This is a genomic window from Corynebacterium sp. 22-2729 (genome assembly GCF_053479475.1).
This window is the reverse complement of the sequence record NZ_JBRBCA010000011.1, coordinates 1-14,335: the sequence shown is the minus strand read 5'-3', so window position 1 is coordinate 14,335 and position 14,335 is coordinate 1. Positions and strand designations below refer to the sequence as shown.

Genomic DNA, 14,335 nt, shown 5'->3' with positions numbered 1-14,335 from the left:
GTTTTAGATGTCAGAACTAAAGCGCACACCGCCATCTGGCAGGGTCACTCCCGGCCACACGCGCAGTCCATCACGCAGCTCACAACGAGCACCGATCACGGCTCCTTCGCCGATCACGCAGTCCACCAGGTGAGCTCGCGCACCAATGCGCACGCCCGCACCGATCACACAACGCTCCACCGTCGCGCCCGCTTCGATCTGTACTCCATCGAAGATCACGGACTCCTCCACACGCGCGCCGCCCCCGACCTCGACGCCACGGCCAATCACGGTTCCACCCAGCAGCAGGGCACCACCAGCGATGGCGCTGGACTCGTCCACTAGACTTTCGCCGTGGCGTCCATCTAGCAGCGGCGAGGGGGCAATACCGCGCACGAGATCAGAGGAGCCGCGCACGAAGTCGGCGGGCGTACCCATGTCGCGCCAGTAGGCCTGGTCAACGTGACCAAATACGCGGGCACCAGCTTCCAACAGGCCCGGGAATACTTCACGCTCCACACTCACCGGGCGGCCAGCGGGGATCTTCTCGATCACGGAGCGGTTGAAGACATAGCTACCGGCATTGATCTGATCCGTCGGCGGATCCTCTGTCTTCTCCAGGAAAGCACTGACACGGCCGTCAGCGTCGGTTGGCACACATCCGAAGGCTCGGGGATCAGACACTCGCAACAGATGCAGAGTTACATCAGCTTCCTGCTCCACGTGGGTCTTCAAAACGGCCTGCAGGTCAGTTCCTCCAAGAACGTCGCCATTAAAGACCATTGCCCGGTCGTAGCGCAGGTGATCCAGCACGTTGCGGATGCCGCCACCGGTTCCCAGCGGTTCTTCCTCCACTACGTATTCGATCTCGAGTCCCAAGTGGCTTCCGTCGCCGAAGTGCTCCTCAAAAACCTCGGCTTTAAAGGAGGTTCCCAGCACGACGTGAGTCATACCGGCCTCCTTGATGCGGGCCAGCAGGTGCTCCAGGAACGGCGCGCCCGCCACCGGCAGCATCGGCTTCGGGATGGAGTTAGTCAGGGGGCGTAGTCGGGTCCCCTTGCCGCCGACCAGGATCACTGCGTCGGTGGTGGCTGCGAGATCTACCACTTCTATGGCCTTTCTATTCCTTGCTGCTTTTTGCTACTGGTTTTCACACACTAGTCACTGTTTGCGCTCTGCAAGTCAGCCCACGCCGTGCGCCGCCGCAATTGCAATCTTCTCGCGGATTTTCAGCCCCGCTTTAAGGACTAACCGCACGGGCAGATTGCGCCACCCCGGCAGACGGTCGGCTTGAAATCGATAGGCACTGTCATGGTGCGCCTTGAGTACAACATCTGGGTGCTTGCCCGCTGCGTGCCCTTTGGCGTGACGAATCTCCGCGCTGGGGACAAAGACATTCAACCAGCCAGCACGTCCGAGTCGATCCCCCAAGTCGACGTCTTCCATATACATGAAGTAGCGCTCGTCGAACCCTCCCAGCGCCTCAAATGCATCCCAACGCAACAGCAGGCACGAACCACTCAGCCAACCTGCGGTTCTCTCACTTTCCATGTCTTCGTCGTCCAGGTAGCGCTTCGTCCACGGGTTTGTCGGCCACACCTTGCCCAGGAGTGCATGGCCGATACCGGAACCGAGTTGTGGCACCGCACGCGCTGATGGGTAGGCACTGCCGTCTGCCTCTACAATGCGGGGTCCCAAAGAGCCTGCTCGAGGATGACGCCGCGCCGCCTCCAAAAGCTCATCGATGGCGCCGTCGCTAAACACCACATCCGGGTTGGAAATCACAAGGTAGTCTGGGTTGATCTTTCCAGCCTCGCGGGCGGCGCGGAGGTGTCGAGCGCCGAGATTCATACCCGCCCCATATCCAATATTTCCGCCGCTGTAGAACAGCTCGGCTTTCCCAGCTTCCGCTGCAGCCTCGGGCGCCCCGTCTGTAGATCCATTGTCGACCATAACTACCCGCGAGTTGGCTGGTACCGAATCGAGGAACTTGGTCAGGTACTCCCCCGGTGAATAAGTCACGGTGATGATCGCGATGGGTGCCTCTGTCATGGCCGTTGAGGTTACCCCAGGGTGGCTCGCAAACTGTCCCGCCACGCGGGCAGACCGCTCGCTGGAATCTGCAGCGTGCTATTCCGCGGGCGCCTAGCCGGAGTCGGGTAATCACTGCTCGGAATGGCCTTAACCCGGCGCGGGTCGTGGCCAAGTGTGGCGAAGATCTCGCGCGCGAAACCACACCAGGTGGTCACTGGACCTGAGCCAGTTACATGGCTAATGGCCGGGGTTTGTCGCCCTTCCACCATCGCAACGAGCTCGGCAGCTAACACATCGGCATGGGTGGGCCTGCCATATTGATCATCAACAACCGACGGATTCACTCCGGAGCGCGCGAGGCGAACCATCGTAGTGAAGAAGTTTGGGCTCTGCGCGTCATACACCCAGCCCGTGCGCACTACATGCCCGCCAAGGTTTAGCACACGCCGCTCCCCTTCCAATTTGCTGCCACCATAGGCGTTCAGCGGACCGGGTTGACCATCGACGGGATTCTCCCAGCCCACCGGAAGGTCTCCCGCAAACACATAATCGGTGGAGACATGCCACATCGGCACCCCGTGTACCTGCGCCCACGAGGCGATTCGCCCCGGAGCCACTGCATTGATTCGGCGCACCTGTTCCGCATTTTCGAGCTTTTCAGCCGCATCAACCGCTGTGAATGCAGCGAGATTGACGATGGCTTGCACCGGAGATGGTGGCGTCAAAAGGAAAGAATCCACAGACCCTGCCACCGCTAGATCCGCCTGTGTGCGACCGACCGGCACGAAGTCGGGGCGGAGGCGCAGCAGGGCGCGGCCTACTTGTCCGGAAGCTCCGAAAACCAAAACACTCATAAAATCAGTACTACACCAGTGGCTAATTAGCCGCTAAAGTGTGAACAATGACAGAGCATGAGAGAAGCCGGCACTCCCGGCGCATCCAGGCAGCTCCCGGCGAGGCGGAAGCCAAGCAGATTGGCTCCGGAATCTCCCGTGGCGTGCTGGCTGCGGTCTCGGCGCTCGCGCTGGCCGTAATGGGCATTGGTTACATGACCGTCGGAAACCTGAACGATGGGCTGGCTCAGGCAGATAACCTTAACCTCGGCAACCAGGCGGACGGTGCGACCGATATTTTGCTGGTCGGTGTGGACTCCCGCACGGACGCTAAGGGTAACCCGCTCTCCCAGAAGGAGATCGACATGCTGCGCGCGGGTGAGGAAGATGTCACGAATACCGACACCATGATCCTGATTCGCATCCCGAATGACGGTTCCTCAGCCACCGCGGTCTCGTTGCCGCGAGATACGTACGTGAGCACCCGCGATTACGGCAACATGAAACTCAATGGTGTCTACGGCACGGCGAAGTTCGAAAAGACTCAAGAGCTCACCAAGGACAGCTCCGACAAGGATGCCGATAGCAAGAAGCCCGAAATCGAGAAGAAATCAACCGAAGCCGGACGTCAGGCTTTGATCAGTTCGGTTGCGGATCTCACCGGCATTACTGTGGATCGCTACGCCGAGGTTGGCCTGTTGGGCTTCGTGCTCCTGACAGACGCAGTCGGCGGGGTGGATGTTTGCCTTAAGAATAAGGTCGACGAGCCACTTTCTGGCGCGAAGTTCAAGGCCGGGCGCCAGACCCTCAACGGACAGAATGCGCTCAGCTTTGTCCGTCAACGCCACGAGTTGCCACGCGGCGACTTGGACCGCATCACCCGCCAGCAGGCCTATATGGCCAGCCTGGCCAGCAAGGTACTTTCCTCTAAGACGCTGACGGATCCGGGCAGCATGTCCAAGCTCAACGATGCGGTGCAGCGTTCCGTCGTGCTGGATAGTGGCTGGGATGTCATGGGTCTGGCCACCCAGATGCAAAACATGGCTGGCGGCGACGTTAGCTTCCAAACCATCCCCGTGACCAGTATCGACGGCACGGGAGACTATGGCGAATCAGTCGTTACGGTCGATACCGAGCAGGTTCACGGCTTCTTTGAAGAGCTGTTGGGCGACAAGCCTGGCGAGGACAAGACCACCTCCGATAAGCCAGCTGACATCACCGACTACAAGGCCAAGGATTACAAGGTCAACGTTTTCAACGCCTCCGAGCAGACGGGACTGGCCGGCCGCGTGGCGGATCTGACTAAGCAGTACGGCTACAAGTCCGGCAAGGTGGGAAATCACCCGGAGACTGGCGTATCCGAGTCGCAGGTAAACGCCAAGAATCCCGATGATCCTGCAGCCCGCGCGCTGGCCAAGCAGCTCGGTGGGCTGCATGTGGTGAAGGATTCCTCGCTGGATGAGCACGAGCTCTCCGTCACCCTATCCGGCACCTATGCCGGCCCGGGCATACTGGAGCAATCCGCTCCTCTGACCAAGCCGGATGACCCCACAGTCGGCACCTTGACCGAAGGCATCAAGGACCTCGATGGCGACGGCATTCCCGATGACGAGAGCACGTCCTCGACCGGCACTGACAGTACAGGCTCCTCCGCTAAGAAATCCTCCACCGTCGGCACCCCGGGCTCCGGCGAGGGTACCGACCGAAAGGATCCGATCGACGCCAGCGGCGACGGTCCGATGTGCGTGAACTAATGGATATTATTGCTCCCCTCGTAGCCCAGGATCCCGCCTCCCCGCGCCTGACCACTTACACCCCTTCAGGCCGCATGGAGCTATCCGCGCAGACCCTGCACAATTGGCAGTCAAAAGCCGCCAACCTGCTGGATTCTCTCGCCCCAAGTTCCGTCGGTATTGCCTGCGCCCCGGGCTGGCAGCCACTCATGGTTGTTCTGGGATGTTGGCGAACCGACGTTCCTATTATTGACGCCGACTCTTGCGACGTGCTTTTCACCGACGACCTCAGCCTAGCGGAGGCCCACTCGGGCGAGGTTTTCTTGCTCTCCGACGATCCTTTTGGCCGTGGCGTAGAAGAGTCCGGCGGCGAATTGCCCTTCGGCGTAAATGATTTCTCCCCCGAGTTGCGCGTGCAGCCCGATGCTTACCCCGGCCCGGTGGCCGCCCCCGCCCCGGCGGGTCCACGAGTGCTAGTTCCGGCATGGACCGATACCCAGTCGATGCTGGATACACTAAAGCCGCTGCGAGACGGCGGGTCGGTAGTGATGGCCACCGAGCCGACAGCCGAGATCGCAGCGGCTGAGAACGCGATTATTTAACGTCTCTGCGCTGGTGGACGAGGAAAGCCCAGGCCACTAGAACCACTGTCCAGGCAGCCACGATAGCAATACTGACTGGGGTATCGTGCCCGCCCACGGAAACGTTGCCTCCCAGGACCATCCAAATGTTGTTGAACGGCAGGTAGGGCGCGATGTTGTCGGCAATCCATTCGCTGAGCTGTTGAGAGATCAGCTCCACCGCAGTGGCCCACACCAGCGGCAGCGCCACCGCGCCGGCCGGGGAGGGAATCAACACGCCGATCGCCGAGGCCATGAGGCTAACCAAACCGGCGAAAAGGATCGTGTAGCCCAGCAGCGGCAGCTGGTCGGTGTTCATTTTCTGCGGCAGGGTGGCCACCATCGCCACCGATACTCCTACTGCCACAGCCATGGTCACCATCGCCAGGGCGGCGTTGACGAACATCTGGGCGAACAGCTGCTGCCAACGCGCGGGGATCACCAGGAAGGATTGCGCGTGCAGATTGTGCCCTCGGGTGCCGCTGACCCTCACCGCGGAGAGCGACAGGATCATCAGGTAGGCCGGTAGCAGGCCCACGCCCAGCTCCCCCAAGTTCACCTCGGGCTCGTTGGCCCCGTACTCGGATCTGTAGTAGCTCAGGGTCAAGATGTTGGCGCCCACGTAGAACAGCAGGACGAAGCCCAACATGATCCAGGTGCCCCACATCGCGCGCGAGCGCGTCCATTCGCTGCGGATAACTCCTAGCATTCTTAGCTTCTCCTCCCCTGGGTCTTGTACTCCACTGCCTGCCCGGTCGCGTCCAGGAACTTCTGCTCCAAGCCGGCGCGCTGGGGTGCCATCTCCAGAACCACAGCACCGGTATCGCGTGCCAGTTCGCCGAGCCGTCGGTCCAGGTCGGGAGCTTCGGAGGCGAACTCCAGCGAGCCGTCGGGCTGCTGGGTGAGGTTGATGCCATCCAAGCGCGAGGCGGCGTCGATAAAAGCATTGGAATCGGCGACGCGCATCCGGATGGTGGGCTGGGTACCCGAACGGAGGAACTCGTCCATTGTGTATTCGCCGATGAGGGAGCCCTTGCCGATGACGACCAAGCGGTCGGCAGTGAGCTCCATTTCGTGCAGGAGGTGGGAGCTGACCAGCACGGCGCGCCCCTCGGACGCGTTGCGACGAATGAGCTCGCGCATCCAGTGCACGCCCTCGGGGTCGAGTCCGTTGACCGGTTCGTCGAGGATGAGATGCTTCGGGTTACCCAGCAAAGCCACTGCCAGGCCGAGGCGCTGCTTCATACCGAGGGAGAACTTCTTGATCTTGCGCTTCTGTACCCCTGTCAGGCCGACTTGCTGCAGGCACTCGTCGGCGCGGGACTGCGAGATCCCCGCCGCCTGAGCAATGGAGCGGATGTGCGTCCGGGCGGAATGGCCCGGCATGTACCAGGTGGGTTCGAGAAGAGCGCCAGCGATGTGAGGTCGCTGGGCGCGGTAGGCATGCAGAGGTTGGCCGTCGAAAGTGACCTCTCCCCTGCCAATCGTATCCAGCCCCAGAATGCAGCGCATCGTTGAGGACTTTCCGGAACCATTCGGCCCCAGAAAGCCTGTGACCTGGCCATCTGGGACAGAAAAAGTGAGCCCATGGAGAACCTCCGTGGACCCATACTTTTTTGTTAATTCTTTGACTGCGATCATGCCGTCAGGCTATCAAATCTTATTTCACATCTCGCACCTTGTTGCTGTACAGCCCCAGTGCCAGCAGGACGACCATCCAGGCGATAAGCACAATGAATCCGGAGGTAGGAGAAGCCATTCCGGCATGGTCCGTCGAAACGACCCACGACTGCATGTCTTGGACGCGGCTACCTGGGGAGAGGTGGTAGAGGGTCTTGAGGAACGGGATTTTCTCGCTGCCCGCGTACATCAGCCCCTCGACCACCAGCATCCACACCAGCGGCAGCGCGATGGCACCCACTCGATTGCGCAGCAGTGCCGCGATTCCTACAGTCATAACAGCCAGCGCCGGGGCGGCCACCACATAGCCCCAGAGAACCAGCGAGTTTTCACCAGTAAAGTGCCCCGCCGGAGTGACGGTAGCCACCAGCCAGCTCAGCGCTGCGCCCAGCAGGAAGTTCAGCTCCGTGAATGCTGCTACCACCAGTGCACGCGCCAGCAGCCAAGAACTGCGGCTCTTTTGCGTTAGGAAAGAGTGGGCCGTCATGTGGTTATTAATATCGCCACCGGTGGTCGAGGCACCGAATACGCAGGCGATCATCAGGAAGATCATTCCGCCAATCAGCAGATCAGGCCAGTCTGCGTCAATCTGCGGAGAATCATTGAAAAGCATATACAGAGTGGTCGGGCCATAGAGCGAGCCCGTGAACAAGATTACGTAGATCCAGGTGCTGCGGAGGCTCAGCAGCTTCGTGACCTCGGAGGAAATTGCCTTAAACATTGTGGTTCTCTTTCTGTTGTTTGGCCTAGTGGCTGCGGTATTCCTGCTGTCCTGCCGTCGCGGCGAGGAAGCGCTGTTCCAGGTTTTCTGCCGTGGTTGCAAGCTTGGTTACCGCGAATTTTTCCTTCAGCGCCGTTGCTGCGATCGCCGCGCGTACCTCGTGCTCTGGCATGTTGTTGACGCCCACTCGCAGCGTCCGATCTCGTTCCAGATCGACCTGGAAGCCATGGGCACGCAGGCTTTCTGCGAGCAGAACTGCTTCCTTGCATTCGACCTCTACGTGGGCGCCCCCGGCGAGGAAGTCGTCCAAGGTTTGCTCTCCGATGAGCTTGCCCTGGCCGATAAGGACTAGGCGGTCGGCGGTTTGCTGCATCTCGCTGAGGAGGTGGGAGCTTACAAGCAGGCTGCGTCCGTCGTCGGCAAGCTGGCGAATGATGCGTCGCATCCAGGACACTCCCTCTGGGTCGAGGCCGTTGACCGGCTCGTCGAGGATCAAGTGCTGCGGGTTGCCGAGGAGGGCTGCGGCCAGGCCAAGGCGCTGTTTCATGCCCAGAGAGTAGCCGCTGACCTTCTTTTTGCCGGCACTTGTGAGGCCGACCATGTCGAGGCATTCGTCGACGCGCTTGTCGGGGATACCCGCGCCCTTAGCGATGACGCGTAGGTGATTGCGGCCGCTGCGGGCCGGGGTGAACCAACCGGCGTCGAGGACGGCACCAGCGATGCTGGACTTGTTATTAAGCCCTGCGAACTCGCCGGCGTACCCCTTGCCGCTGAAGGTCACCTTGCCGGCGCTCGGCTTGTCAAGGCCAAGCATGCAGCGCATGGTGGTGGACTTGCCCGCACCGTTGGGGCCGAGGAAGCCAGTCACCTGCCCGTCCGGGACAGTGAATGAAAGGTCGTTGACTACAGTTTTCTTGCCGTATCTCTTGCTGAGGTTTTCCACGATGATCATGGTTTCCATGGTTCCGCCCGAGGCGGGGATTCTACATCGGACGGTGGACTGATCTTTCATGTCCTACCTCAGTACGACGGGCCGCCACCTCTTTCCTCTATCGCTTGGTGATATTCCGCAAGCGCCCGGGTCTTGCGAACGCTTCGTTGGGCGAAGGTCTCACGTCCCAGCGGCCCTTCCGCTTCGGTGATCACGCTGTGACCGTCTCCGTGGGAGGTCCACACCTCATGCCCATCGGGGTGCAGTGCAACGTCCCAACTACCAGCGGTCTTTAAGTTGTGGTGTTTGCTGCACAGCAAGTGCAGGTTCTTCATCTTTCTGGCGTTAGCGTTGGGCGTAATCTTCGTTGTGGGGGTGCTCGGCGGCGCGAAGGTCATCAGCGACCGCAACACATACTCCACCGTGACGATGGGACCGGTGGATGCCCCCGCAGGCAGATTCACCCCAGTGCCGCGATATTTCCGCAGCTTTCCCGGATAAAGCCTCCGGTTTCCGGAAGGTCGATGTGCGCGAACCAGCCCCGGCGGGCGCGACTGCATATCGCAATGAACAAGGCGTGGAGCTGACGATTCGCTGCGGTGTTAATGCCCCCGATCAATTCACCCAAGCCAGCATCACCGAGGATCACGAGGGTACCCAATGGCTGCCGATCAAGGATGCCACTCCTGGTTCGAACCTCAGCACCTATTACACTGTGGGCGCCGGACCTGTGTTAGCGATTACCTCTGAGGCTGATTTCAGCGGTGCCCTCGATGATTTCTCGTCTGCCATTGCTTCGCATACCGACGCCGCCGCGGCTCCAGAACGCAAGCCTTACCCTATGTCCACGCAGCAACCCGCGAAGCAGGCCAATGAGAAGGTCTGCCGGGAGTTCTTGAGCACGCTTCCGGATAAGCTCGGCGATTATTCCCGCGTGGGTTCTGACGATCCGGCGGCGGCCCAAGCCCCGGCCCTTTCGGCAACATATCGCGCGGATCGCCGCGAACCTGTTGTGGTGCGTTGTGGGCTCGATATGCCCAATGGGTACAAGGCTGGGGAACGCCTGACTTCCGTCAACGACGTGCCATGGTTCGCGGAACCGAACCTAGCACAAGGCTCCACCAGTGGAAACTGGTTCGGCCTAGGCCGGGAGCAGATCGTGGGTATTTCCATGCCAGGTGCTCAAGAGGACAATTCGACCATCACGGAGGTCAGTAAGGCGATGGTGAAGACGATGAAGAAGACGGAGGATTTAAAGTAAAAAAAATTTCAATCAACGTCTGGGTGAGATTCTCCTTGTTCACATCACATCATCCGGTCGAAAATCTCCCCAACTAGCCTATCTTCTCCAGACACGGCATTAAGGATCTCCTGTCTATCGTGCCGGCTGATTCCTGGAGTGCTACATAATTTTTCCAACAGAATAAATGCTCTATCCCGTGTACTTCGAGCTCTAGCTACGGTTGGCAGGTTGGATCGCTCCGCAGCGTTAATTCCCAAAAGGAACCACGTTGTGTAGGTAATTTCCTTTGGCTTCACGGATCGAATAACTTCAATGCTTGCCAGCGGCATGTTTTCACACACCAAGACAGCTACTGCGATCTCTACCGCCTTCTGACGAAGAACTTGTGGCGCATCCGGAGTAATTTTCAAGGTATTGACTAGAGATTCAAGCTGTGCCCGTGCCGGATTTTCACGTAGCACCACGAGCGATCTAAATAACTCCATGGTTTCCAGAGCCACCGGGGAGGAATCTGTAAGAGGATCGGCTTCGAGTCGATCAACTAAAACGTTTCCAAAGCTCTGCCCGCTCCACGGATCAACACAATTCAACAAGCTACGCGCCAACTGCAACCAGTTCGCGATCGGTGAGCGTGGAGCCGTGGAGCAATCATCAAAAGTGCTGCAATTTTCAACCCCTGCAGAAATTACTTCTGCGAATCTGTCAGGTGACTCAGCAAACCGGGTATCGAACCCAAGCCCAGTGAGAACGGAAACGTCAATACCAAGGCGGTTCGCAAGCGACCAAATTGCATCTTCCGGAGGTAAATGCACGCCGGCTTCCCACCGCGAAATGGCGCTAGCGGAACAAATACCTTCGGCGAGTGCATTTTGGGAAAGCCCCCTATCCAACCGGGCATGCCTCAACCGGCGCCCGAATTCGGCACCGGTAGAACTGTGATCTTCCATGGAGCCAATCTAGGCCATCCGCTTCAAACTTTCGACTGTCGTTGATTGATCACCAAGATAAGTGATGCGAGGGCACCGGCGAATGCCATAACTACGGTCAATACACCCAAACCAATAGCCGATCCACTCCAGACTCCCACCGCAGCAGCTCCCAGGGCGCCACCCAATTGCAGCATCAATCTCGTATGAGCTCCCACAACTCCCGCGTCATCAGCAGTCACGACTTCATATGCCGCTGAGAGCGCCATTAGGGTGCATCCGCCAATGCCAAGTCCTCTAATTAGAGCGCTTAAGAACAAGACCACCAATTGCACAGCGGACCACTGTGTCACCAGCTGTATCCCAACAGTTCCAATAGCGCTGAGAATAAGACCGGCGGCAATCACCTGGAAAGGATTAACAGCTTTCCACGGGCCTTTGATCAGTGAACGAACAGCCCATGCACCTACACCTTGAACAGCAAGCACACATCCGGCACACCATGCAGGCTTACCAAGATCTGTTTGAATGTGAAGAGAAGTCGATAAAAGAGTTCCATAAAAGACTAAGCCGACTAAAAAACAAAGCATCATCGCTATCGCGAAGCGGATATTTTTAAAAATCGCGACATCAAGTAAAGGAGCAGACGCTTTTAAATCCATGTAGCAAAATAGAGATAAAAACGATACCGATAAAACAAAGACCATCGAGAGCCAGCCGACTGTCATGGAGCCAATACTGGAAATGCACCAAAGAAGCCCGACCATGCCAGCAAGCGCAGCAGACGCTTGTTTTATACCTATTGGCACACGGCTGCCGTAGGACTTCGGTAATTCAATATTGGCGAGCAACAAAGCTGTCAAACCTAGTGGAATGTTCACTATAAACATTGGTCTCCACCCGATTGTTTCAACCAAAACTCCACCAAAAAGCGGGCCAAAGGCTGGTGCAATTACAGCAGGCAGCCCGATCGTCGCTAGAACCGCGCGCATTCCATCTTTACCAACTAACTCCACCGCTATATTCTGTACAGCAGGCATAATGAATCCGCAGGCTGCGCCTTGGACTATCCGGGCGATGACGAAAATAGCCACGCTAGTACTACAACCGACAGCCGTAGAGGCGACCACGAAGACCACGACAGAAGCTATCCAAATACGCCTACTCCCAAAACGACGTAACAACGTTGTTGATAAAACTATCCCCGCCGTGGCGGCGAGCATATAGGTAGAGATTCCTAGTTGGGCCGAAGCTTCACTAACGCCGAAATCGGCGCTAATTGATGGCAAAAGAACATTGACTAAACTCGAATCAAGCAGCGGCAGTATGGTGGCCAATAAGAGTGCGACAGTTATGCGACCGTTTAAGTAATTCATCCCACCAATCACCCCCCAACCTTTTCTAAGCAAAGCCGGATAGGTCCACGTGTATAGAGCCCAGCTTCCACAAGCGAGTGTGGAACAAGCTGCCACTGATCCAAATACGGAATTGAAGATTCTAGCGCAGCCAACAACTGTCGTTTCGCAAGCATTGAACCAATACAGAAATGAACACCGGAACCAAATGCAAGATGTTTCGCTGACGGCGTAAAGGCGCTTCTAGGCACACCTTCCACTCTATTCGGGAGAAAAGTGGCAGGATCATTGTATTTTGCCGGATCGCGATGTGCAGCTCCAATTAGACAATAGACTGTATCTCCCTTCTTAATTCTGTAGTTAGAAATTTTCACATCATTGACGGCAACTCGGGGAATTATCTGAACTGGAGGATGCAACCTTAGAACTTCCGATAAAATCGCTTCACAAAACTTTTTGTCGGATTGCACCCTGGCCAAGCAATCTGGGTTTCGTAGCAACTCAAAGATAGAGTAGGCTAAAGTTTTATCGAGAGGCTCGGAGGCTGCTAAAAATATATTTAATGCTAGAGCAACTATCTCCGTGTCGCTTACCCCTTCTCTATACCCCCGTACGGCAAGAAAGCTGATCAAGTCATGACGGGGAGCCTTTCTTCTCGCTTCTATCATCTTTAACATGAAGTGACGAAAAAGTTTTGCGTCAGCTAGTTGCTTTGTTCGTGCCGTAGCCGGCTGCTGTAATAAAGTAATAAACTTAACAATGCTTCTATTCCAAGGAACAATCTGCGCTTTCCATTGTTCATCAATACCGAGTAGTTGGCAGGTAACATCATGAGCGAAAGGCGCAGCCAGTTTGTTAACGATATCTACCTCCTTAAATACCCCTAACCCCTCCCACAAATGATTAACTTTTTCTCTTACAATAGGTAGATAGTAACCATCAAGGGCAATCTGCGCCAAGCCTCTCATAGCAATCGCTTTTTTCTCGTAATGTTCTTTTCCCGTCATCTGCGCTAAAACACGATCACCTAACACTGGTTCCGCCCTTGTTGCCAAATGGTCTGTACTGAAATTCGAGTCATCATTCAAAATTTTATGGACATAATCGAAACATAAAACGCACCATGAGCTCGCTTTATCATCCCAATATATATCTCCGTACTTTCTCATTTTCTCATAAATCGAATAGGGATCATCTGTGGTTGATAAGCTAAAAAGAGAAGGTTGGTTGTGCTTAATCATCGATTAGCTCCTTTTCGAAATCGATAACAATAAACGAGCTATTTGGATCCCGGCCCAGTGACGTCAGACCTGATTCTATTAACTTCCCTATTGGCCATTCTGTTGGATATCCCAATGCAGCTGTTTCATATTCAAAGAGATCACTGCAGTGAGTGTAGGCGGGTAGCTCGTCAAATATGTATTTGACTGCAGTTTCTATATCTGGCTCGATATTCACGTTTGTTACCCTCAGTCTTGACTGACATGCAGCTCTACTCATAGCACGACAAGCATCCTGAAAAAGCTGGTTGTTCTGAAATTCAGCTATCACACTGCGCCGTCTGCATTGATAACTTTGCGTTTGAAGGTAGTCAGAAATCAGTACCGGCTTGCCACGTCCTAACTTTATTCCTGATATTTCAAGGGCATGCTCAACGTTGCGCATGTCACGATTACATTGCTGACGCACCTTTCTCTTTGCCCTCCCTAGTGGCGTACCTGTCGACGTAAGCAGCGACATGGAAATTTCCCCAGGATGAAGTACATCTACGGTGCTAAATCTTTCTGCACCCCATTGAAAAGCCGAAGATAGCCACTCTGGTGTGAAACGTGGGTTAAACGGACTAACGCCAACGATCAAGTGCTCTTGTTTAGATTCTCCCATTTAGTTCCTTAGTCAGTAGATGTTAATACCGACCATTAGAACACCGGGATGAAACTAATTTCAGACCGTGCAGCCTCCCCATCGCACGTTATGAATCGTGCCTGATCAAGAAGTTTCTATTAGGAACTTTTTAAGAGAATCTTGCAGCGGGCTCCCCCCCCCGTTACCTTGTGAGTGTCCCTGATAATGGGGATAGTCGCTGGTCCCGGTATGGCTTACCTGCCCTGTAGTTTCCATAATCCGGGGGGTGTTGCCGCCGGGTGCCAGGGCTTTCGATGACAGCTGATAGGGACACGGCCAGTTTCAAACTAGGTCTCTTTGTAACGTGGGTGCTTGCAACGAAGGTCATGACGCCAGCGACTGGAACAACGCCATACCCATCTCGTTTTCTAGGAG

The 14,335-nt window shown here is 56.5% G+C and carries 15 protein-coding genes; 3 read left to right on the top strand and 12 right to left on the bottom strand.

Going from position 1 to position 14,335, the window contains the following annotated elements:
• Positions 1-3: 3 nt before the first annotated feature.
• From ACUY2T_RS08675 to ACUY2T_RS08665, 3 genes are all read right to left on the bottom strand, one after another.
• Positions 4-1,086, bottom strand: coding sequence for an NDP-sugar synthase (locus ACUY2T_RS08675; protein ID WP_293790779.1), 1,083 nt, complete (start codon positions 1,084-1,086; stop codon positions 4-6).
• Between the two features lie 75 nt (positions 1,087-1,161).
• Entirely contained in the window at positions 1,162-2,031 is an 870-nt protein-coding gene (locus ACUY2T_RS08670) for a glycosyltransferase family 2 protein (protein ID WP_448308301.1), read from the bottom strand.
• Between the two features lie 11 nt (positions 2,032-2,042).
• Positions 2,043-2,867, bottom strand: a complete 825-nt coding sequence (locus tag ACUY2T_RS08665; protein WP_448308300.1) for an SDR family oxidoreductase — start codon at positions 2,865-2,867, stop codon at positions 2,043-2,045.
• A 47-nt stretch (positions 2,868-2,914) separates the two neighbouring features.
• Here ACUY2T_RS08665 and ACUY2T_RS08660 point away from each other — a divergent pair, with 47 nt between their 5' ends.
• Both ACUY2T_RS08660 and ACUY2T_RS08655 read left to right on the top strand, forming a co-directional pair.
• Positions 2,915-4,600 (top strand): LCP family protein, encoded by a 1,686-nt coding sequence (locus ACUY2T_RS08660; protein ID WP_448308298.1) that lies wholly within the window; start codon positions 2,915-2,917, stop codon positions 4,598-4,600.
• Complete coding sequence (locus ACUY2T_RS08655) at positions 4,600-5,181, top strand: TIGR03089 family protein (protein ID WP_448308297.1); 582 nt, start codon at positions 4,600-4,602, stop codon at positions 5,179-5,181. Before ACUY2T_RS08660 ends, ACUY2T_RS08655 begins: the two co-directional genes overlap by 1 nt.
• On the opposite strand, the gene ACUY2T_RS08650 is transcribed toward ACUY2T_RS08655, so the two are convergent.
• Genes ACUY2T_RS08650 through ACUY2T_RS08630 form a run of 5 tightly spaced genes read right to left on the bottom strand, consistent with a single transcriptional unit; the run spans position 5,174 to position 8,995 of the window.
• Positions 5,174-5,908 carry an ABC transporter permease gene (locus tag ACUY2T_RS08650; protein WP_448308296.1) on the bottom strand — a complete coding sequence of 245 codons (735 nt, stop codon included), beginning with the start codon at positions 5,906-5,908 and terminating at the stop codon, positions 5,174-5,176. The two genes, ACUY2T_RS08655 and ACUY2T_RS08650, sit on opposite strands and share 8 nt — an antisense overlap.
• A 2-nt stretch (positions 5,909-5,910) precedes the next feature.
• Positions 5,911-6,840, bottom strand: a complete 930-nt coding sequence (locus ACUY2T_RS08645) for an ATP-binding cassette domain-containing protein (protein ID WP_448308295.1) — start codon at positions 6,838-6,840, stop codon at positions 5,911-5,913.
• A 19-nt stretch (positions 6,841-6,859) separates the two neighbouring features.
• Positions 6,860-7,600 carry an ABC transporter permease gene (locus ACUY2T_RS08640; RefSeq protein WP_448308294.1) on the bottom strand — a complete coding sequence of 247 codons (741 nt, stop codon included), beginning with the start codon at positions 7,598-7,600 and terminating at the stop codon, positions 6,860-6,862.
• Positions 7,601-7,625: 25 nt separating this feature from the next.
• On the bottom strand, positions 7,626-8,561 hold the full coding sequence (locus tag ACUY2T_RS08635) for an ABC transporter ATP-binding protein (protein WP_296213163.1): 936 nt from the start codon (positions 8,559-8,561) through the stop codon (positions 7,626-7,628).
• A gap of 59 nt (positions 8,562-8,620) precedes the next feature.
• Positions 8,621-8,995 carry a hypothetical protein gene (locus tag ACUY2T_RS08630; protein WP_448308293.1) on the bottom strand — a complete coding sequence of 125 codons (375 nt, stop codon included), beginning with the start codon at positions 8,993-8,995 and terminating at the stop codon, positions 8,621-8,623.
• Between ACUY2T_RS08630 and ACUY2T_RS08625 the strand changes: the two genes are divergently transcribed.
• Complete coding sequence (locus ACUY2T_RS08625) at positions 8,974-9,792, top strand: DUF3515 domain-containing protein (protein ID WP_448308292.1); 819 nt, start codon at positions 8,974-8,976, stop codon at positions 9,790-9,792. The genes ACUY2T_RS08630 and ACUY2T_RS08625 overlap by 22 nt on opposite strands.
• Before the next feature lie 44 nt (positions 9,793-9,836).
• Here ACUY2T_RS08625 and ACUY2T_RS08620 read toward each other — a convergent pair whose 3' ends face one another.
• The 4 genes from ACUY2T_RS08620 to ACUY2T_RS08605 are packed head-to-tail and all read right to left on the bottom strand — an operon-like array spanning position 9,837 to position 13,939.
• Complete coding sequence (locus ACUY2T_RS08620; protein WP_448308291.1) at positions 9,837-10,721, bottom strand: helix-turn-helix domain-containing protein; 885 nt, start codon at positions 10,719-10,721, stop codon at positions 9,837-9,839.
• A 23-nt stretch (positions 10,722-10,744) separates the two neighbouring features.
• Positions 10,745-12,076: an MFS transporter gene (locus tag ACUY2T_RS08615; protein WP_448308290.1), complete on the bottom strand. Its 1,332-nt coding sequence runs from the start codon at positions 12,074-12,076 to the stop codon at positions 10,745-10,747.
• Between the two features lie 8 nt (positions 12,077-12,084).
• Positions 12,085-13,296: a cytochrome P450, cyclodipeptide synthase-associated gene (locus ACUY2T_RS08610; RefSeq protein ID WP_434815899.1), complete on the bottom strand. Its 1,212-nt coding sequence runs from the start codon at positions 13,294-13,296 to the stop codon at positions 12,085-12,087.
• Positions 13,289-13,939: a tRNA-dependent cyclodipeptide synthase gene (locus ACUY2T_RS08605; protein WP_434828373.1), complete on the bottom strand. Its 651-nt coding sequence runs from the start codon at positions 13,937-13,939 to the stop codon at positions 13,289-13,291. The genes ACUY2T_RS08610 and ACUY2T_RS08605 overlap by 8 nt, the downstream gene beginning before the upstream one ends.
• Positions 13,940-14,335: the final 396 nt, after the last annotated feature.

Bases quoted from the DNA above. Each gene is read 5' to 3' on its own strand.
- ACUY2T_RS08670 (WP_448308301.1), bottom strand. From the start codon at position 2,031: ATGACAGAGGCACCCATCGCGATCATCACCGTGACTTATTCACCGGGG.
- ACUY2T_RS08665 (WP_448308300.1), bottom strand. From the start codon at position 2,867: ATGAGTGTTTTGGTTTTCGGAGCTTCCGGACAAGTAGGCCGCGCCCTG.
- ACUY2T_RS08660 (WP_448308298.1), top strand. From the start codon at position 2,915: ATGACAGAGCATGAGAGAAGCCGGCACTCCCGGCGCATCCAGGCAGCT.
- ACUY2T_RS08655 (WP_448308297.1), top strand. From the start codon at position 4,600: ATGGATATTATTGCTCCCCTCGTAGCCCAGGATCCCGCCTCCCCGCGC.
- ACUY2T_RS08650 (WP_448308296.1), bottom strand. From the start codon at position 5,908: ATGCTAGGAGTTATCCGCAGCGAATGGACGCGCTCGCGCGCGATGTGG.
- ACUY2T_RS08645 (WP_448308295.1), bottom strand. From the start codon at position 6,840: ATGATCGCAGTCAAAGAATTAACAAAAAAGTATGGGTCCACGGAGGTT.
- ACUY2T_RS08640 (WP_448308294.1), bottom strand. From the start codon at position 7,600: ATGTTTAAGGCAATTTCCTCCGAGGTCACGAAGCTGCTGAGCCTCCGC.
- ACUY2T_RS08635 (WP_296213163.1), bottom strand. From the start codon at position 8,561: ATGGAAACCATGATCATCGTGGAAAACCTCAGCAAGAGATACGGCAAG.
- ACUY2T_RS08625 (WP_448308292.1), top strand. From the start codon at position 8,974: ATGCCCCCGCAGGCAGATTCACCCCAGTGCCGCGATATTTCCGCAGCT.
- ACUY2T_RS08620 (WP_448308291.1), bottom strand. From the start codon at position 10,721: ATGGAAGATCACAGTTCTACCGGTGCCGAATTCGGGCGCCGGTTGAGG.
- ACUY2T_RS08615 (WP_448308290.1), bottom strand. From the start codon at position 12,076: ATGAATTACTTAAACGGTCGCATAACTGTCGCACTCTTATTGGCCACC.
- ACUY2T_RS08610 (WP_434815899.1), bottom strand. From the start codon at position 13,296: ATGATTAAGCACAACCAACCTTCTCTTTTTAGCTTATCAACCACAGAT.
- ACUY2T_RS08605 (WP_434828373.1), bottom strand. From the start codon at position 13,939: ATGGGAGAATCTAAACAAGAGCACTTGATCGTTGGCGTTAGTCCGTTT.